The sequence below is a fragment of the Celeribacter baekdonensis B30 genome (assembly GCF_000299875.1).
GTDB lineage: Bacteria > Pseudomonadota > Alphaproteobacteria > Rhodobacterales > Rhodobacteraceae > Celeribacter > Celeribacter baekdonensis_A.
Genome location: NZ_AMRK01000001.1, coordinates 497,851 through 516,896, shown reverse-complemented (window position 1 = coordinate 516,896; position 19,046 = coordinate 497,851). Strand labels below are relative to the sequence as shown.

Annotated in this window: 18 protein-coding genes; 11 read left to right on the top strand and 7 right to left on the bottom strand. The window is 54.3% G+C overall.

All coding sequences use genetic code 11. The annotated features are described in order from the left end of the window. Positions 1 to 31 precede the first annotated feature (31 nt). The 7 genes from B30_RS02440 (at position 32) to hslU (ending at position 10,436) form a co-directional block, all read left to right on the top strand. The gene (locus B30_RS02440; protein WP_040401736.1) at positions 32 to 1,057 is read left to right on the top strand and encodes an aminoglycoside phosphotransferase family protein; all 1,026 of its coding nucleotides are present in this window, start codon (positions 32 to 34) and stop codon (positions 1,055 to 1,057) included. Further along, positions 1,030 to 1,710 carry a nucleotidyltransferase family protein gene (locus B30_RS02435; protein WP_009570413.1) on the top strand — a complete coding sequence of 227 codons (681 nt, stop codon included), beginning with the start codon at positions 1,030 to 1,032 and terminating at the stop codon, positions 1,708 to 1,710. The genes B30_RS02440 and B30_RS02435 overlap by 28 nt, the downstream gene beginning before the upstream one ends. Positions 1,711 to 1,720: 10 nt before the next feature. Further along, entirely contained in the window at positions 1,721 to 4,699 is a 2,979-nt protein-coding gene (gene addB / locus B30_RS02430; protein WP_009570412.1) for a double-strand break repair protein AddB, read from the top strand. Further along, positions 4,696 to 8,091 carry a double-strand break repair helicase AddA gene (gene addA / locus B30_RS02425; protein WP_009570411.1) on the top strand — a complete coding sequence of 1,132 codons (3,396 nt, stop codon included), beginning with the start codon at positions 4,696 to 4,698 and terminating at the stop codon, positions 8,089 to 8,091. The genes addB and addA overlap by 4 nt, the downstream gene beginning before the upstream one ends. A 57-nt stretch (positions 8,092 to 8,148) precedes the next feature. Continuing rightward, the gene (gene trxA / locus B30_RS02420) at positions 8,149 to 8,469 is read left to right on the top strand and encodes a thioredoxin (RefSeq protein ID WP_009570410.1); all 321 of its coding nucleotides are present in this window, start codon (positions 8,149 to 8,151) and stop codon (positions 8,467 to 8,469) included. Positions 8,470 to 8,577: 108 nt separating this feature from the next. Beyond that, a complete protein-coding gene (gene hslV, locus B30_RS02415; RefSeq protein WP_009570409.1) occupies positions 8,578 to 9,135 on the top strand; it encodes an ATP-dependent protease subunit HslV in 558 nt (185 codons plus the stop codon). After that, a complete protein-coding gene (gene hslU / locus B30_RS02410) occupies positions 9,132 to 10,436 on the top strand; it encodes an ATP-dependent protease ATPase subunit HslU (protein ID WP_009570408.1) in 1,305 nt (434 codons plus the stop codon). The genes hslV and hslU overlap by 4 nt, the downstream gene beginning before the upstream one ends. Before the next feature lie 9 nt (positions 10,437 to 10,445). On the opposite strand, the gene B30_RS02405 is transcribed toward hslU, so the two are convergent. From B30_RS02405 to B30_RS02395, 3 genes are read right to left on the bottom strand one after another with little or no spacing between them, the layout of a single operon-like run. After that, on the bottom strand, positions 10,446 to 11,066 hold the full coding sequence (locus tag B30_RS02405; protein ID WP_009570407.1) for a Smr/MutS family protein: 621 nt from the start codon (positions 11,064 to 11,066) through the stop codon (positions 10,446 to 10,448). Next, positions 11,063 to 12,103 carry a murein transglycosylase A gene (gene mltA, locus B30_RS02400; protein WP_009570406.1) on the bottom strand — a complete coding sequence of 347 codons (1,041 nt, stop codon included), beginning with the start codon at positions 12,101 to 12,103 and terminating at the stop codon, positions 11,063 to 11,065. Before mltA ends, B30_RS02405 begins: the two co-directional genes overlap by 4 nt. Next, positions 12,103 to 12,768, bottom strand: coding sequence for a Tim44/TimA family putative adaptor protein (locus B30_RS02395; RefSeq protein ID WP_009570405.1), 666 nt, complete (start codon positions 12,766 to 12,768; stop codon positions 12,103 to 12,105). The genes mltA and B30_RS02395 overlap by 1 nt, the downstream gene beginning before the upstream one ends. Positions 12,769 to 12,875: 107 nt before the next feature. Between B30_RS02395 and B30_RS02390 the strand changes: the two genes are divergently transcribed. Both B30_RS02390 and secB read left to right on the top strand, forming a co-directional pair. Beyond that, a complete protein-coding gene (locus B30_RS02390; RefSeq protein ID WP_009570404.1) occupies positions 12,876 to 13,388 on the top strand; it encodes an FxsA family protein in 513 nt (170 codons plus the stop codon). 58 nt (positions 13,389 to 13,446) lie between these two features. Next, on the top strand, positions 13,447 to 13,965 hold the full coding sequence (secB, locus tag B30_RS02385; protein ID WP_009570403.1) for a protein-export chaperone SecB: 519 nt from the start codon (positions 13,447 to 13,449) through the stop codon (positions 13,963 to 13,965). A gap of 9 nt (positions 13,966 to 13,974) precedes the next feature. Here the strand turns inward: secB and dnaQ are convergent, their stop codons facing one another. Genes dnaQ through B30_RS02365 form a run of 4 tightly spaced genes read right to left on the bottom strand, consistent with a single transcriptional unit; the run spans position 13,975 to position 16,754 of the window. Continuing rightward, the gene (dnaQ, locus tag B30_RS02380; RefSeq protein ID WP_009570402.1) at positions 13,975 to 14,718 is read right to left on the bottom strand and encodes a DNA polymerase III subunit epsilon; all 744 of its coding nucleotides are present in this window, start codon (positions 14,716 to 14,718) and stop codon (positions 13,975 to 13,977) included. After that, a complete protein-coding gene (gene coaE / locus B30_RS02375; RefSeq protein ID WP_009570401.1) occupies positions 14,711 to 15,313 on the bottom strand; it encodes a dephospho-CoA kinase in 603 nt (200 codons plus the stop codon). Before coaE ends, dnaQ begins: the two co-directional genes overlap by 8 nt. Then, the gene (locus B30_RS02370) at positions 15,310 to 16,152 is read right to left on the bottom strand and encodes a shikimate dehydrogenase (protein WP_009570400.1); all 843 of its coding nucleotides are present in this window, start codon (positions 16,150 to 16,152) and stop codon (positions 15,310 to 15,312) included. The genes coaE and B30_RS02370 overlap by 4 nt, the downstream gene beginning before the upstream one ends. Beyond that, positions 16,149 to 16,754 carry a Maf family protein gene (locus B30_RS02365; protein WP_009570399.1) on the bottom strand — a complete coding sequence of 202 codons (606 nt, stop codon included), beginning with the start codon at positions 16,752 to 16,754 and terminating at the stop codon, positions 16,149 to 16,151. The genes B30_RS02370 and B30_RS02365 overlap by 4 nt, the downstream gene beginning before the upstream one ends. A 394-nt stretch (positions 16,755 to 17,148) precedes the next feature. Here B30_RS02365 and hemJ point away from each other — a divergent pair, with 394 nt between their 5' ends. Together hemJ and rho are read left to right on the top strand one after the other, a co-directional pair. After that, the gene (hemJ, locus tag B30_RS02360; RefSeq protein ID WP_009570398.1) at positions 17,149 to 17,601 is read left to right on the top strand and encodes a protoporphyrinogen oxidase HemJ; all 453 of its coding nucleotides are present in this window, start codon (positions 17,149 to 17,151) and stop codon (positions 17,599 to 17,601) included. Between the two features lie 165 nt (positions 17,602 to 17,766). Continuing rightward, on the top strand, positions 17,767 to 19,038 hold the full coding sequence (gene rho / locus B30_RS02355) for a transcription termination factor Rho (protein ID WP_040401834.1): 1,272 nt from the start codon (positions 17,767 to 17,769) through the stop codon (positions 19,036 to 19,038). Positions 19,039 to 19,046 lie beyond the last annotated feature (8 nt).

Here is a 19,046-nt window from a genome sequence, read left to right as displayed (position 1 = left end):
GACACTCTGCCTCTCAAATTTCAGCGATCTTATGACTGAGCGCGTGCAGCTTTTCCAAGAGTTTCTTGGATCTGGCCCTTGGGCTGACTCCAGTGTAGCCGCCTTGGCGGGTGATGCGTCTCGGCGGCGGTATCACCGGTTGAAAGATCGTTCGACCGGTCGATGCGCCATCGCAATGGATGCGCCCCCAGAGGCTGGTGAAGATGTTCGCCCTTTTCTCAAGGTCGCCGCTTATCTTCGCGATCTCGAACTGTCAGCCCCTGAAATATATGCCGCCGATGAGACCAATGGGTTTTTGATCCTCGAAGATTTTGGTAGAGATTTGTATGACGTCGTCTGTGCCCGGAAACCACATTTGGAAACCGAGCTTTATGACGCTGCTGTCGATGTTCTGATTCACATCGCCTCCTCAACACCACTGGACGGCGCTGCGGATTACGGCCCCTTGATGACCGATCTCGCGCTTTCCTGTTACCGCTGGTACGCCGAACCCGTTTTGAGTCACGATATGTCTTCAGAGCGTGAGGCCGCGCGCACCGTTTTAACGCCACTCATTGCGGCTCTTGGGCATGGTCGCGTTACGATTTTACGCGATTATCACGCGCAAAATCTATTGTGGCTGCCGGATCGAGCGGGTCCTTCGCGTGTTGGGCTTTTGGATTTCCAGGACGCGATGCTCGGCCATCCCGCTTATGATGTGATTTCGCTGACAACAGATGCGCGACGCGATGTCCCGGTTGAGGTTCAGAAACGATGCCTGGCGCGATTTAGCGACGGATTGAATCTCAATCCGGTTGATTTCAATCGTGAAGCGGCGATTTGTTCGGTGCAGCGGAACCTGCGGATCTTGATGATTTTCGCACGCATGTCACTTCATTTTTCACGCCCGCACTATGTTGACCTGATCCCTCGGGTCTGGGGTCATTTACAACGCGATCTGGATCATCCCGATCTCTCAAGTCTCGCACATCTCATTCGCACACATCTACCGGAACCCACAAAAGAAACCCTTCAGTGTCTGAAAGAAAAATGCGGAACCATCCCAACACTGCAATGATTTTTTGTGCGGGACGCGGCACCCGGATGAAAACGCTGACGGCAGATCGACCAAAACCGATGATTGAAGTGGCGGGGCGGCCACTTGTCGATCATGCGCTGGATCAGATCGGGGGCGTCGAGCACAGGGTCGCAAACCTTCATTACCTGCCGGACTCGCTTGAAAAACACTTAAATACCGCCGGAATCGAGACTGTTTTTGAAGACACTCTGCTTGAAACAGGGGGCGGGCTACGCAACGCCTTGCCCCAGCTCAGAGCAGATGTGGTATTCACCGTCAACACAGATGCGGTTTGGAAAGGTCCAATGGCGTCTGATATTTTGTCAGAGGCCTGGGACCCTGAAAAGATGGATGCGCTGCTCTTAACCGTTCCATTTGACCGTGTGCACGGGCACCTTGGACAAGGTGATTTTGATATTTTACCAGATGGGCGATTGGCCCGCGGTCATGGCTCAGTTTACACTGGGGTTCAGATTTTAAAAACCGATACGCTCAACGGCATCGACGAGACGTGTTTTTCGCTTAATCTCGTGTGGGAACGTCTGTTTGAAACGAATAGAATTTTCGGCGCGGAATATCCGGGACATTGGTGTGATGTCGGTCATCCCGAAGGGATTGAGATTGCGGAGCGCCTCTTGAAGGACGCCCATTAAAGGACGGATTATGTTCGGATCCATCGAGAAGCCACATCTGTTTGGTTTGCCCTGCGGCGTCAATTATCCGGCGGCGTTAAAACAGGGGATTTTGGAACGGTTTCGAAACTCACCGCCCGAAATTTTGGCGCGTACGCAGATTTTCGTGAACACATCGCGAATGAAAAAGGACATCCTGTCCGCGTTTGATGACGGGTCAACCCGGCTTTTGCCGCAGGTGAAATTGATTGCAGAGCTAGGGGCATCGCCCGATGTCATGGACCTGCCAATGCCGATCAGCGGACTCCGGCGACGGCTGGAATTGTCGCAACTTGTGTCGCATTTTCTCCGCCAAGAGCCGCAATTTGCCACACGCGCCTCTGTGTTTGATCTCTCAGATAGCCTCGCGGCCTTGCTGTCCGAAATGCAGGATGAGGGCGTGACACCAGAACAGTTAAGGTCACTTAAAATCCCGGATGCTTCAGGGCATTGGGAAAAATCTTTGGCGTTTTTGTCGATTATTTTTGACTATTTTGGTCCGACCGCCGCCCATGAACCCAGTCAGGAAGATCGGTTGAGGTTGATTGTGGATCGTCTCGAAACAAAATGGGGCGAGACCCCGCCAAGTCACCCGATCATTGTTGCCGGCTCAACCGGATCGCGTGGAATGACGGCACGATTCATGACATTGGTGGCGCGCCAACCGAAGGGCGCTGTGGTTTTGCCCGGGGTTGATTTTGATATTCCTCTTGAGGTCTGGCAAGAAATTGCAGGGCGGGGGAACAGGAGCACCCCCACCGTTGAGCACCCGCAAGAGCGCACTGTGCGTATGGCCGAAAAGCTTGGCTTAACGTCAGGTGACATTCAAAATTGGGCACAAGTATCTCCCCCGAATTTGACCCGAAACCGGTTGATTTCTCTTTCTTTGCGGCCTGCGCCTGTGACTCATCAATGGATGAAAGAAGGTCCGGAATTTCAGAATACAGACGCTGCCTGTTCTGCAATGACTTTGATTGAAGCGCCGGACATGCGGATCGAGTCCAATGCCATCGCTTTGATCCTTCGTGAGGCAGCACAAAACGGGCGTAAAGCCGCCATGATCACACCGGATCGCGATCTTGCGCGGCGGGTGACGGCGCTTTTGGGCCGGTGGAATATCACACCAGATGACAGCGCCGGGATACCGCTCAATCAGACCCCGCCGGGCCGACTGTTACGCCATATTGTTGGGATTTTGGGACGCAAACTGTCCTCAGAAGACCTGCTGGTCCTCTTGAAACATCCGCTGACCTCGCGCGGACATACCGGCGACGAGGGACGTGGGTATCACCTTTTGTGGACCCGTGAACTTGAGGTGCATCTACGCCGCAAAGGGGTGGTGTTTCCCGACCGTGAAAGCCTTTTACAGTGGGCTATTTCGTCTGGAGCAGAAAAAGCGGATAAAGAGGTCCGCAAAATATGGGCGGCTTGGATTGCCGATCTTTTGGACGTACTTGCCGTGGCACCTGAACGCGACTTGGCAGATCACATTGATCATCTCGTGTCGGTCGCCTCTCTCTTTGTAAAGGGGGCACAAGGCACGGATGACCGCGAACTGTGGGGACAAAATGCAGGACGAGAGGTGTTGCGACTTGTTTCTGACTTACGTCGGGAAGCCGAATTTGGCGGCATAATGAATGCGTTGGCCTTTGCCGATCTCTTCCGGGCGGTTTTAGGTCGGGGATTGGCACGCGATCCGTCGCCAAAGCATCCGCAGGTTATGATCTGGGGCACATTGGAAGCGCGAGCCTTGGGAGCCGAGTTGGTTGTTTTGGCTGGGTTGAACGAAACCATCTGGCCACAAGCACCCGGACAAGATCCGTGGTTCAGCCGAGACATGCGCAAACAAGCCGGGCTATTGTCGCCCGAACAAGCCACGGGACTTTCCGCGCATGATTTTCAACAGGCTGTTGGCGCACCTGAGGTGGTATTGACGCGGGCAAAACGGGATGCAGAGGCCGAAACTGTTGCGTCCCGCTGGCTGATCAGACTGACAAACCTGATGTCTGGCATGTCTGATGAGGGTCGGAGCGCTCTTGACGCCATGCGCAAACGTGGGGCGTATTGGATCAAGATGGCCGATGACCTTGATCGACCCAATTTCACCTTGCCGCCTGCAAAACGACCGAGTCCGCGCCCCCCGGTTGCGGCACGCCCAAGACAGCTTTCGGTGACACGGATCGAAACATTGATCCGTGATCCTTATGACATTTATGCCAACCGTATTCTTCGGTTGAACAAACTTGATCCGCTGAGCCGGGACCCCGATGTGCGCGAGCGAGGCACCGCTTTTCACGCGATCATGGAAAGCTATCTGACTGATATTTCAGACGAAACATTCGATCAATCGCTCGCACGGTTCATGGCGACGGCCGAGCGTGTCTTGGAAGATCAAGTGGCTTGGCCCTCCGCGCGCCGTGTGTGGTTGGGTCGGATACGCAAGATTGCCGAGGGTTTGGTCCGTCAGGAACGCATGCGTCTGACCAGGGGGCAACCTGCGGGAATTGAAGTCAAAGGGGCGATGCATTTTTCTGACATTGATTTTTCCTTGACCTGTAAGGCGGATCGGATTGATCGCAAAAACGACGATACATTCGTGATTTACGACTACAAGTCAGGGCGGCCTCCGTCGGAAAACCAAACGCGGATTTTCAGCATTCAGTTGTTGTTGGAGGCGGCAATGTTGGAGGCTGGCCGCTTTGACGACCTGCCGATAGGAAGGGTTACCGAAGTCACTTATTTGGGGCTTGATTCCGGGTTAACGGAAACATCTTTGGCTTTGGAAAAAAGCGACATCGAAGAGGTTCAAGCCAAGCTACGCGAACTAATCCGCAATTACGATGATCCGGAAACGGGCTATAGCGCGCGACGGATGATGGCGAAGGTGCGGTTCAAAACCGATTTTGAACATCTTGCGCGCTTTGGTGAATGGTCGGAAGCGGATGAGCCTGTGCCGGAGGATTTGCAATGAGTGCGCTCAATGAGGCGACCCAACGCCAAATCATGGCGGCACAGCCGGACATGTCCACTTGGCTTTCCGCGAATGCGGGATCAGGCAAGACCAAGGTGCTGACCGACCGCGTGGCGCGACTGTTGTTGGATGGCACGCCACCGCAACATATTTTGTGTTTGACCTACACCAAGGCGGCCGCCGCAGAGATGCAAAACCGGCTGTTCGCGCGACTGGGTGGTTGGGCAATGCTGCCCGATGCGGAGTTGATCGGCGAGTTGACAATACTCGCGCCTGGAAAGGTTCTGGATGCCGAGACCCTACGGCACGCGCGCACCCTGTTTGCGCGCGCGGTAGAAACGCCGGGCGGATTGAAAATTCAAACCATCCACTCGTTTTGCAGCGCGCTTTTACGGCGATTTCCGCTGGAAGCCGGCGTTTCTCCCCAGTTCAAGGAAATGGACGAACGCCAATCCCGGCGAATGGTGGCCGACATTTTGGATGAGTTGGCATTGGGACCGGCGCGTGGCGTGATCGACGCAGCCGCAGTTTATGTCAACGATCTGGATTTGACGGATTTGGCACTCCGAATTGTCGCTAAACGAGAGGGCTTTTTGCCGACGCGCAGTGAGGCAGAGATTTGGTCCTGGTTTGACCTGCCAGAGGGCTATGATGAGAGGGCATCAATCGCCGAAGCCTTCATGGGCGGCGAGCAGGAGATGTTTAGTTCGGTTGCAGCACTTTTAGAGGGTTCCACAAAAGCGGATGAAAAACTGGCCCCGCTTTTTCGATTTTGGGCTGGATCAGAGCCTTCTGTGACGATGATCGAGGCCTGTTGCCAAAAGCTTTTGTCCGGGGAGACAAGTAAGAATCCACATGTTTCAAAATTCTATGCACAGCATTCGAGCTTTCCAACACGCAAACTGATTGATGCGCATCCCGACGCGTTTCATCAACTGGAAGCGTTCATGAAGCGGATCGAGGCGGTGCGTCCGAGAGTCTTTGGCCTCTATGACGCCCGGCGAACTTGGGCGCTGCATCAATTGGCGCGCGCGGTCTTGCCGCCCTATTTGGAGCGCAAAGCGCAGCTTGGGCTTTTGGATTTTGACGACATGATCCGACGCGCGCGGGATTTGTTGTCGATCTCAAACGTGTCGCAATGGGTGCTCTATCGCCTTGATGGCGGAATTGATCACATCCTTGTCGATGAAGCGCAAGACACCAGCCCGGATCAATGGAGGGTTGTGCAGCTTTTGGCGGGTGAATTTACCGCAGGAGAGGGCGCGCGTGCGGATGTGACGCGCACGATCTTTGTGGTTGGGGATCACAAACAGTCGATTTATTCATTTCAAGGCGCGGCCCCTGAGGCATTCGACAAGATGAAAGCGCATTTTGGCGACCGTTTGGCGGCCGTGGGCCAACCGCTGCAAGACCTTGCGTTGCAGTATTCCTTTCGTTCTTCGCGTGCGATCCTGTCGGCCACGGATGAGGTGTTTCGCGCCAGTGAAGGCGTCGGCGTTGGCGGTACAACGGAGCATATTGCGTTTTTTGACGACATTCCGGGACGGGTGGATCTTTGGCCTTTGATCGAACCGGAAAAGGGCCCCGATGATCCCGAGGATTGGGAAAATCCGGTGGATATTATCACACCCGAACATCACTCCGCACGGCTGGCGCAGAGGGTGGCGGATTTTGTTGCAAACCTTCTCGAATCCGGCTCAATTCCTGATAAAAATGGCGCAGGTCGTCCCGTGACACCAGGCGACATTATGATCCTTGTGCGCAGTCGGTCAGAGTTGTTTGGTCGGATTTTACGGACGCTGAAATCCCACCCGGCTCGCATTCCCGTGGCAGGGGCGGATCGTCTAACGTTGAACGACGAACTCGCGGTGAAAGATATCCGTTCGCTTTTGGCATTTCTGTCTTTGCAGGACGATGATTTGGCTTTGGCCGAGGCGTTGAAATCACCTTTGTTCAATTGGTCCGAGCGTGATCTTTATCAGTTGGCCCATGGGCGCACCACGATCACGCTTTGGCGTGCGCTCTACGAAAGACGGGCAGAATGGCCGGAGACCTTTGAAATTCTTGAGGATTTGCGCCAAACTTCCGATTTTTTACGGCCTTACGATCTGATTGAACGGATTTTAATTCGTCACAACGGACGACAAAATTTTATCGCGCGCTTGGGCAAAGAGGCCGAGGATGGGATTGACGCCCTGTTGTATCAAGCACGGGCCTATGAGACCTCGGAAACGCCAAGCCTCACCGGGTTTATCGCCTGGCTTGAGGCGCAGGATATTCAACTTAAACGCGTTTTGGATGAGACCTCAAACCTTGTTCGGGTTATGACGGCACATGGGTCCAAAGGGTTGGAAGCGCCAATTGTGATCCTGCCAGACACGTTAAAATCTCTTCGCGAAACGCGGGATGAATTTATCGAACCGGACAGTGGTCAGGTGGTTTGGAAGGGACCGAAAGAACAGCGGTCTGATGTGGTAAAACAGAGCCTAAACCGCCTGAAAATGGCAGATTTAGAAGAAGATCGTCGGCTTTTATATGTGGCGATGACACGCGCGGAAAAGTGGCTTGTGGTCTGCGGGGCAGGCGAGGAAAAAGAGGCGGCGGACAGTTGGTATAACCTTGTACGACGCGGCTTGGCAGAGTTGCCAACGCAAAAGGTCGATTTTGGCGATTTTGAAGTGGATCGCTATGCCTATGGCGACTGGCCTACTCCACAAACCGGGGAAGTGCGCGCCAAACAAATGCCGCCTGTTTTGCCGGATTGGTGTCACTTTCCCGCACCAGAACCGGACTTGGCCACCGCAGTTCTGTCCCCGTCTGATCTTGGCGGTGCCAAAGCCCTGCCCGGTGAAGCGAATGTTTTGGACCAAGAGGCCGCGATGCGGCGCGGAAGTCAGCTTCACCGCTTGATTGAAATCCTACCAGAGGTCGCGCCAGATCGCCGGGCGCAAGTGGCGCATCACGTTTTGACCACATGTGAGAACGCCGCGCTTGATGATGAGATCGGTGATCTGTTGGAGGAAGCGCTTGGCGTGCTCAATGCGTCTTATGACTGGGATGTGTTTGGGGCCAATTCCTTGGCGGAGGTGCCCTATACATCGCAACTTTCCACAAAGGGCGGTCAGGTGATCCATGGGATCATCGACAGACTCATCATCATGCCCGACCGGGTGCAAATCATCGACTACAAATCCAATGCGGTGATCCCAGAGCAATCCGGAGACATCCCGGAGGGATTATTGCGGCAATTGGGTGCCTATGCCGAGGCGATGGCGCTGATTTACCCGGATAGAGAGATTGAAACCGCGATCCTTTGGACGCGCACGGCGGAACTTACCATGGTGCCTCTCGACATCGTGATGTCAGCTTTGCATCGAACCGCCACATCTTGATCTTTGGCCGTACAAGCCATAGGTTTTCGGTCAAGTTCAGCATTCAGGAGAAGCCCCATGGCGACTGTTAAAGTAAGCGATGACACTTTCGCATCCGAAGTTCTCAATTCAGACATCCCCGTTGTTGTGGATTTCTGGGCGGAATGGTGCGGCCCGTGCAAACAAATCGGCCCGTCCCTCGAAGAACTTTCCAATGAGTACGAAGGCAAAGTCAAAATCGTCAAAGTGAACGTGGACGAAAACCCGAACGCCCCGGCGCAATTTGGCGTGCGTTCGATCCCGGCCTTGTTCATGTTCAAAGACGGCGAAGTGATTTCCAACAAAATCGGCGCAGCGCCGAAAGCCGCATTGGCCGGTTGGATCGCCGAAGCTGTTTGAGTTTGGCTAAAATTACGAATTTAGGGCGCCGCTTGGCGCCCTTTTTCGTGGCCGGGTTGCGCCAAGCGGGTCGCGCGCTCATATAACCACGAAGCGAAAGGAAAACCGATGTCGAGAGAAGAGTTTCCCGGATGGCACGGCACGACGATTATTGGCGTGCGGCGTGGGGGTAAAGTTGTGATCGCGGGGGATGGGCAGGTGAGCCTGGGCCAAACCGTGATCAAGGGCACTGCGCGCAAGGTGCGGCGATTGAAGCCCGGTGGACATGAGGTTGTCGCGGGATTCGCCGGATCGACGGCCGATGCGTTTACGCTTTTGGAACGGCTAGAAACCAAACTGGAGGCCAGCCCTGGTCAATTGGCGCGGGCTTGTGTTGAATTGGCGAAAGATTGGCGTACGGACAAATATCTCTCAAAACTTGAGGCGATGTTGATCGTGACCGATGGCGATGCGCTTTTGGTGGTCACCGGGGCGGGCGACGTTTTGGAACCCGAACATGACATCGCGGCGATTGGATCGGGCGGGAATTTCGCATTGGCGGCCGCGCGCGGCTTGATGTCCACCGATAAGGATGCCGAAACGATTGCCCGTGAGGCGATGAAAATTGCCTCTGACATCTGTGTTTATACCAATGGCAACCTGACGGTTGAGAAGATTTCAAAATGACTGACCTGACTCCCCGTGAAATTGTTTCTGAGCTGGACCGCTATATCATCGGTCAAAATGACGCCAAACGCGCGGTTGCTGTGGCGTTGCGCAATCGGTGGCGCCGCAAACACTTGGCCGATGACATCCGTGATGAGGTCTATCCGAAGAATATCCTGATGATCGGGCCCACCGGCGTCGGCAAAACCGAGATTTCGCGGCGTTTGGCGAGACTGGCGAAAGCGCCATTTGTCAAAGTCGAAGCAACGAAATTCACCGAAGTCGGCTATGTTGGCCGCGATGTGGAACAGATTGTACGTGATCTGGTCGATGCGGCGATTGCGCAGACCCGCGAATACATGCGCGATGATGTGAAGGCGAAAGCCTTTAGCGCCGCCGAAGATCGCGTCATCGAAGCGATTGCCGGGACGGATGCCCGCGAGCAGACGCGGGAGATGTTTCGCAAAAAACTGCGCGCGGGCGAATTGGATGCAACCGTAATTGAGATCGAGGTGCAAGACAGCGGCACACCCGCAGGGATGTTTGAGGTGCCTGGTCAGCCACAAATGGGCGGGATGATGAATCTCGGCGATATTTTTGGCAAAGCCTTTGGCGGACGCACGGTAAAAAAGAAGGTCACGGTGGCAGAAAGCTATGATCTGTTGATCTCGGAAGAGGCCGATAAGCTTTTGGACGACGAGACCGTGACGCGCGTGGCCTTGGAGGCGGTGCAGGAAAACGGCATCGTGTTCATCGACGAAATCGACAAGGTTTGCGCGCGCTCGGATGCCCGCGGCGGCGATGTGTCCCGCGAAGGGGTTCAGCGGGATTTGTTGCCTTTGATCGAGGGCACCACCGTGTCGACCAAACATGGGCCGGTGAAAACCGATCACATCCTGTTCATCGCATCAGGCGCGTTTCACATCGCTAAGCCTTCGGATTTGTTGCCGGAATTGCAAGGTCGTTTGCCAATCCGAGTGGAATTGCGGGCGCTGGAAGAGGGTGATTTCGTTCGGATTTTGACCGAAACGGAGAATGCGCTGACGTTGCAATACAGCGCCTTGATGGCGACCGAAGAGGTCAAAGTAACCTTTACCGAAGATGGCATTGCCGCGATCGCAAAGCTGGCCGCAGAGGTGAACACCGCCGTTGAAAACATCGGCGCACGTCGTCTTTACACCATCGTTGAGCGGGTGTTTGAGGAGCTGTCCTTTGGCGCGCCGGACCGGGGGGGCGAGGAGGTCGTGATTGACGAGGCCTATGTTCACACCCATGTCGGCGAGATGGCCAAAGAGGTCGATGTAAGCCGCTATATGCTCTGAGGTTTGGGGCTATTTTTGCCGTCTGAGGTAGACGTAATAGGCCCCGGACCCACCATGTTTCAAATGCGCCTCGGCGACCTGTAACACCGCCTCACGCAGGGGCGGTGTTTGCAGCCAATGCGGCACCTGATGCTTCAAAACACCTTTGCGCACCGGGATTGGGCCTTCATCGTCGCGATGTTTGCCCTTGCCGGTGATAACCAACACAAGCCGCCGATCCATTGCACAAGCCGCAAGGATAAACCGGGTGAGCGCTGGATGTGCCTGGGCCATGGTCATGCCGTGAAGGTCGATACGGGCCTCTGGCGAGACCTTGCCTTTGCGCATTTTGGTGAAATGTTTGCGGTCCATCCGCAGCGGCGCTTGTGCCAAACGCTCAGTCAGGGTGGGCGCAAGGTTATGGCCTTTTTCCACCTTGGCGTGACGGCCAATTTCGAGTTCGAAAAGCTGAATGTCGCGAGCAACGTCGCGCGGGGTGATGGGGGCCGATGCTTTGGGTTTGACCGGACGGGCAATCGGCGCGGGTGGACGCGCGCCATGAATGGGTTTCGCAGTCTTCTTGACCAAATCCCAAAGAGTTTGATCCTCTTCCGTAAGAGGGGAAGTGCCGGGTTTGCGTTTACGGGTCATCCCTTGGCCTTTTCTTCAAGGCCAAAGGCGATTTGGATTGGCATCAGGACGACCATACGTCCGGGATCGCGGATTTGCCCCGCCAAATCCCCCGCTGCCGCGCCAGATCCGAAAAAGATATCGGCGCGCTGTGCGCCTTTGATGGCCGAGCCAGTGTCTTGGGCAATCATCAGGCGGCGCAAGGGGGTGGCACCGTCCTTTTCCACCCAAACGGGGGCCCCCAAAGGCACAAAGGCCGGGTCCACAGCGATAGAGCGCATCGGCGTGATCGAACGGTGCATGGCCCCGATCGGACCTTTGTCGGCAGGCAAGCGCGGCAATTCACGAAAGAAGACGTAGGAGGGATTGAAATTCAAGAGGTCCTGACCCTCGACCGGATTGCGCCGCACCCAATTTTGAATGACCTTGGCCGAAACCTGATGCGGTTCATAGGTGCCGCGCCGGATCAATTCCTGACCGATGGAGCGATAATTATAGCCGTTGTGTCCCGCATAACCAATCCGAATGGTGGAGCCATCTGTGAGGCGGATGCGGCCAGAGCCTTGGACCTGCAGGAAAAACAGTTCGACCGGATCATCGACCCAGGCAATCTCAAGCCCACGTCCGGCCAAAGCCCCGTCGGAAATATCGCGACGGCTCAGATAAGGCGCGCCGGAGACGCGGTCCGGGGGCAGGCGGTAAATGGGGTAACGGTAGGGGCCATCAGGAGAGCGTGCGCCGCGCAACTCGGGTTCGAAATAGCCAGTGAACATCGGATCTGCGCCGTCTTCGATCAAAACAGGACGAAAAAACAGTTCAAAAAAGCCACGTGCATTGATCGGCGTGGCGGCAAGTTTACACAGTTGCGGCCACTCGTCGCCGTCGATCAAGTCACAAGTGTCGCGAAACACCGCAAGGGCCGCGGCATGATCATCCTCGGCCCAGGTGTTGAGATCGGAAAAGGAAAGAACGCGCGCCATAAGCTCATCCGCAGATGAGGCTGGCGCGCTCAAAGCCAGCAAGGCCGCACATGCAGCGCTCGCCAACCTCACCCACATCAGGCACCCGTTGCTACAAGTTGCCAGTTTGGATCATCCGACCCGACGACACGCGCAAAGGTCCAGATGTCCTTTTGGCGTTTGATGTCATTGGGATTGCCCTCAACCAACTGGCCGGTGGCATCACGCACCACGGAGGTGGTTTCGCCCACGAAACGCAGTTTGATTTCAGCCTCATCACTGGCGCGATCCAACTCGGCGTCAATAATTTGAATTTCGCGCAAACCGACGAATTGGCTTTCAATCGTCAGGCCTTTGGCTTGGCGTTCCGCTACCACGCCAGAAAACGCGTCATACACATCGTCGGAGAGGAAAGGGCGAATGCTTTCCAACTCGTCGTGTTCAAACGCCATGAGGATCATCTCGTAGGCGCCACGCGCGCCGGAAAGGAATTCACTGACGCTAAACGAGGGGTCAACCCGTTTGATCGCGGCGAGATTTTCGGCAACGCGGGTGCCAGCCTCGACATTGTCGATGATGTCGTGGTCGACGCCGCCATCGATGACTTCGAAATTTTGTCGGGCGCGTGTGGCATCCGGTGCACCTGGGAGATCGGCGCGCGGTTTTTCAAAGCCCTCGCGCGTGCCCAAAACGCTGCGCAAGCGCAGGATCAAAAAAATGGCGATACCCGCAAGTACCAAAATGGAAAGAAGGGAGTTACCCATCGGCGGTTCTTCTCCGTTGCAACGTGGCAAAATCTGTCTACTCATCTTATGTAGGTGCTGACTGGCACCAAGTCCACCGGTGCCACAGAGAGAAGACAGGAGTTCCTATGTGGCTTTTTGCACTTTTTGTTGCTGTGCCTATCATTGAGATCGCACTTTTTATTCAAGTTGGCGGCCTCATTGGCCTTTGGCCGACGCTTTTGATCGTGGTTGTGACGGCGATTTTGGGCACGCAGTTGGTGCGTCAACAAGGCGCGCTTGCCCTATCGCAATTACGCCAATCCTTTTCCGAACTCAATGATCCAAGCGAACCTTTGGCGCATGGTGCACTGATCCTTTTGTCTGGCGCGCTGTTGCTGACGCCGGGGTTTTTCACCGATACGGTCGGGTTTTTGCTTTTGATTCCGGCGTTTAGGTCCTTTGTCTTTCGTGAATTGCGCAAAAGGATCAAGGTTCAGGGTTTTGTCATGGGCCAACAGAACATGCCGCCACACCAGGACGGGTTTCGTAATCAACCGGGTGGTCCCACGACCATTGACGGCGAATGGCAAGAGATTGATCGAGAGGGTGACAGTGCCTCAAATGACCCGCAAGCCCCATCAGGGTGGACTCGCCATTGAGGCATGGGTGGCAACCTGATACAAAACCGCGAATTTCATACTTCTAAGGACGAAACCCATGGCCGAAAATGGAACCGACACCAGCGACTCCGCGATTGCTCCCGAAGCGGCAGCACAAGCTGCCCCTGTGAAAATGCAGGTTTTGGGCCAATATATCCGGGATATGTCGTTTGAGAATATTCTTGCGCAGAAGAGTTTGAAGGTCGAAGGCCGTCCGAACATTTCTGTGCAGGTGGCACTTGATGCCAAAAAGCGCGCTGAAGACAATCAGTTTGATGTGGCAACCAAAATCAAGGTCGAATCCAAGACCGAAGACGATGCGACCCTGTTCATCCTTGAGCTTGATTATGCGGGCGTGTTTTTGATCGAAAACGTGCCGGACGAGCAAATGCACCCGTTTCTGATGATCGAATGCCCGCGGATGCTGTTCCCGTTCCTGCGCCGGGTTGTACATGATGTGACGCGCGATGGGGGCTTCCCGCCGCTGAACTTGGATAACATCGACTTTGTTCAGCTTTATCGCCAAGACATGATGCGCCGTGCAGAAGCTCAAAAGGCCGCAGCGACGACAAACTAAGCCTTTCGCTTAGCTGTATTTTTTCCAAATTGCGCCGTCGCCCAACCCGTCAACAAAGGCGGCATGGGCGGCGGCTTCTTCGTCTGTGATGCGCGGCGGAAGCGGGGCAGGGCGACGCGTCGGTCGCCACGTCTCATCCTCGGTGAGTGCGGAGGCCGCCGTTTTGCGGGTGGGTTCAGGCGCAAGGATCAAATCGGGTTGGCGTCCGCCGATGAGCTCAAGATAGACCTCGGCCAAAATTTCCGAGTCAAGCAAGGCGCCATGCAGCGTACGCGCGGCATTGTCGATGCCAAAGCGGCGGCACAAAGCATCCAAAGTGGCCGGAGAGCCGGGGAATTTTTTGCGCGCCATGGCGAGAGTATCGAGCGCGCGGGCAAAGGGGATTTCCGGCAGGCCGATCCATTTCAGCTCCGCATTGAGAAATTTCATATCAAAGCTGGCGTTGTGGATCACAAGTTTAGAATCAGGCCCGATGAAATCAAGAAAGGCCTGTCCAACAGCTTTAAACAGAGGTTTGTCTTTGAGCGTCACCTCGCCATCTTTTGGCGCGCGCGGCGGCGTCAAAAGATCGGGACCAATGCCATGAACGCCAAATGCGCCATCAGGCATATCCCGTTGCGGGTTGATATATTGGTGATAGGTGCGCCCGGTCGGCATATGATTGAACAGCTCAATCGCCCCAATCTCGACAAGACGATCGCCGCTATGAGGATCAAATCCGGTGGTTTCGGTATCGAGAACGATCTCACGCATGGGCTATTTTGGTCCTGAGAGTTGAGAGCAGATTTTGAACCTGAGCGCGGGTGGATTCAAGGGTATCGGTTTTGATGACCACATCCGCGCGCGCTCGTTTTTCCGCATCTGGCAGTTGTTTTGACAGAATGGCTTTAAAATGCGCCTCTGTCATGCCCGGTCGGGCAAGCACGCGCGCGGCTTGGGTTTTAGCATCGGTTGACACAACGACAACAACATCGACACTTTTTTCGGCACCTGTTTCAAACAAAAGCGGGATATCGACCAAAGCGATGGGGGCGGTACAGTCAGCAATGAACGCATGCCGGTCTGCGGCAACAAGGGGATGAACAATGGTTTCGATCTGTTTGAGTGCGTCCGGGTTGACCGCGATGATGGATTTAAGCCGATCTTTGGACACCGCCCCATCACTGATAGCCTCCGGGAACGCTATGGAAATTGGGCCAACAGCCGCGCCATTTTCGCCATATAGCCGCGCCACGGCGGCATCGGCGTCCCAAACGGGAACACCTTCCTCGCCAAACATTGTCGCCGTGGTGCTTTTGCCCATTCCGATGGAGCCGGTGAGGCCGATGAGAAAAGGCCGGGAGGTCATGCGGAGAGGATGAAGTTTCGAGTGGCCTCGTCAACATCGGGACGCTGACCAAACCAACGCTCAAATCCCGGCGCGGCTTGGTGCAACAACATGCCGAGACCATCGACGGTTTGACAGCCCATCTCAGCGGCTCGCTTGAGCAATCCAGTGCGCAGCGGGGTATAAACGATGTCTGTAACCACAGCTTTGGAGCTCAAACGATCCAATGAAAGTTTTAGCTCAGGCTGCCCTGCCATGCCTAGAGATGTGGTGTTGATCAGCGTGGCAACGCCATCGAGCATGTCGGCAGCATTGACCCATTCACACACAACAATCTTGGTGCCAAATTCAGAGCGCAACACATCCGAACGCGTGCGCGTGCGGTTGGAGAGGCGAATTTCCGGAACACCAACCTCAAGCAAAGAGGCGATCACCGCCCGCGCTGCACCGCCCGCACCAAGCACGGCGGCGGGGCCGGACTTAGGGTCCCAATTGGCATTGGAACGAAGGTTTTCGACAAATCCGTAACCGTCAGTATTATCTGCGTAAAGTTTGCCATCCGGGCGAAAGATCAGCGTGTTGGCGGCCCCGATGAGAGCCGCACGGTCAGTGACAATATCGGCAAGGCTAAGCACGGTTTCTTTATGTGGAATGGTCACATTTGCGCCAACAAATCCCATTTTCGGCAGGGTTTGGAGCACGTCTTTGAGGTCGGATTGCTCCACATGAAGTGGCACATAATGGCCTTTAATCCCGTAACGGTTCAACCAATACCCGTGCAGTTTTGGCGATTGGCTATGGCTGATCGGCGCGCCGATGACGCCGGCCAATGGAATTTTGTCACTCACTTTGTCACTCATGATGCAATCACCCCCCTTTGGGACAGGTATGCCAGAAGTGGCAACAACGGCAAACCCAAGACCGTAAAGTAGTCACCATCAATGCGCGAAAAAAGGCGCACGCCTTCTTCTTCGAGCTTATAACAACCAACGGCATGGCGAATGCTGCCCCAATTTCGTTCCAGATAGGCGTTCAGATAAGCATCAGACAGGGCGTTCATCGTGAGGCGCACTTCGCCCACATGACGCCATTTTGGTTCACCGTTTTCATAAATGACAGCGGCGGAGAGCAAAGAGTGCCGTTGCCCGCGCATTTCACTCAAGAGAGCACGGGCTTCTTCGATGTCGTTGGCTTTCGAAATCAACCGCCCTTTAAAGGACAAGACCTGATCGCACCCAATGATCATGGCCTCCGGATGTTTCATCGACACCTTGCGGGCTTTACCCTCGGCTAAGGCGTCAGCGATCTCACGCGGTGTTGCGCCTTCAGATAAGAGCGCATCCTTTACGCTTTCTTCATCAATTCGTCCGACGATCACCTCAAAGGTCACGCCAGCATTTTGCAAAAGAGACCGCCGGATGTCTGAACCGGACGCAAGGATGAGAGGTTTAGGACTGTTCATCACTCTGTGGAAAACTCCTGTGCGTTTGCGTTGACCAAATGGCCGAAATTGACCTGATCGGCCTATCATGGGGATATCAGGGGTGGTCCAGGAAAAATACGCACTCTTTCTCCTGTGTGGAAAAGAAATCTTTCTATGACGGGACGGTTCTTTCATCCATCATGTAAAACTGATTTATCCCAGTAGTTTTGGAAATATACTTGTTTAAAATGCTGAATTTAAATCATAAAAATTATTTATCCCATCTTGTGGATAGAATGAATTGGCGTTTTAAACTGGAGGAAAACTATGTGGGTATCTCAATAATCCCCATTGTCCACAGGCCTTACTAACAACATCATCTTTCTTTTCTTTCTTTTTATTTTATTAAGAGAGCGAACCAAGGGAGACGATCATGGGCGATATTCTGGCAAGCGCATATCCTTGGGTGAAATCCCTCCATGTCATTTCTGTCATCGCCTGGATGGCTGGAATTTTCTATCTTCCTCGACTCTTTGTGCGTCACACTGAAAGCGTGAAACAGGGCAGTGAAGCGGATATTCTGTTTCAGGACATGGAACTGAAGCTGCTCAAGTTGATCATGAATCCTGCGATGATTTCGACGTGGATTTTTGGGCTTTGCCTTGTGATGACACCAGGGATCGTCGATTGGACATCGGGTTGGTCCTGGATCAAAGCTGGTTCGGTGATTGCAATGACTTGGTTTCATCATTGGCTTGGATTGCGGCGCAAAGAGTTTGTCGCCGGGACCAACACGCGAACAGGGCGTCAGTATCGGATGATGAATGAATTGCCGACGCTTTTGATGATCATCATCGTGATCATGATCATTGCCAAACCATTTTGACCCAAGCCTGTTTGGTGAACGTTGCCAGTTCTTTCTGAGAATGATTGACTTACCCTCTTTCTGTTCTTATGTACTCTCAAATCCCAGCCGTCCGGCATCAAAGGGATTCTCCAGTATAATTTGACCAAGAGACCGCTCAATGAGTCGGTCGAGACGGATTTTTTCATGACAGCCACCACCCTCAATCTGGCCGATCTCAAAGCCAAGAGCCCCAAAGACCTTCTTTCCATGGCTGAAGAGCTTGAGATCGAAAACGCCTCAACCATGCGCAAGGGCGAGATGATGTTCTCGATCCTGAAAGAGCGGGCAGAGGATGATTGGGAAATCTCTGGTGATGGCGTGCTCGAAGTGCTGCAAGATGGGTTCGGGTTTCTGCGCGCACCTGAGGCGAACTACCTTCCGGGTCCTGATGACATTTATGTCTCCCCGGACGTGATCCGCCAGCATGGCTTGCGCACCGGTGACACCGTGGAAGGCGTCATGTTGGCACCTGATGAAAACGAACGTTATTTTGCGATCACCAAGGTTACACAGATCAACTTTGAGGAGCCTGAAAAGGCCCGTCATAAGATCAACTTTGATAACCTGACGCCGCTTTACCCGGATGAGCGCTTTAAGCTGGAGATCGAAGATCCCACGCTGAAAGACCGCTCTGCGCGGATCATCGACCTTGTTGCGCCGATCGGTAAAGGTCAGCGTGCGCTGATTGTTGCGCCGCCGCGCACGGGTAAAACGGTTTTGCTGCAAAATATCGCGCATTCGATCGAAACCAACCACCCGGAATGCTACCTGATCGTTCTGTTGATTGACGAGCGTCCCGAAGAGGTGACAGACATGCAGCGATCTGTGAAAGGTGAGGTGATTTCTTCGACCTTTGACGAACCGGCAACCCGTCACGTCGCCGTTTCTGAGATGGTGATTGAAAAAGCCAAACGTCTGGTCGAACATAAACGCGATGTGGTTATCCTGCTCGACTCCATCACCCGCCTTGGCCGCGCTTTTAACACCGTTGTACCGTCGTCCGGTAAGGTTTTGACAGGTGGCGTTGATGCGAATGCGTTGCAGCGCCCTAAGCGCTTCTTTGGGGCCGCACGTAACATCGAGGAGGGTGGGTCTTTGACCATCATCGCTACCGCCTTGATCGACACCGGCTCGCGTATGGATGAGGTCATCTTTGAGGAATTCAAAGGCACCGGCAACGCCGAGATCGTTCTGGATCGCAAAGTTGCGGACAAACGTGTCTTCCCGGCGATGGATATTCTCAAATCCGGCACACGCAAAGAAGAACTTTTGGTCGATTCCAAAGATCTTCAGAAAACATACGTGCTGCGCCGTATCTTGAACCCAATGGGAACAACCGATGCGATTGAATTCCTGATCTCGAAGTTGAAACAGACCAAGAGCAACGCTGAATTCTTCGATTCTATGAACGCTTAACATTTAAT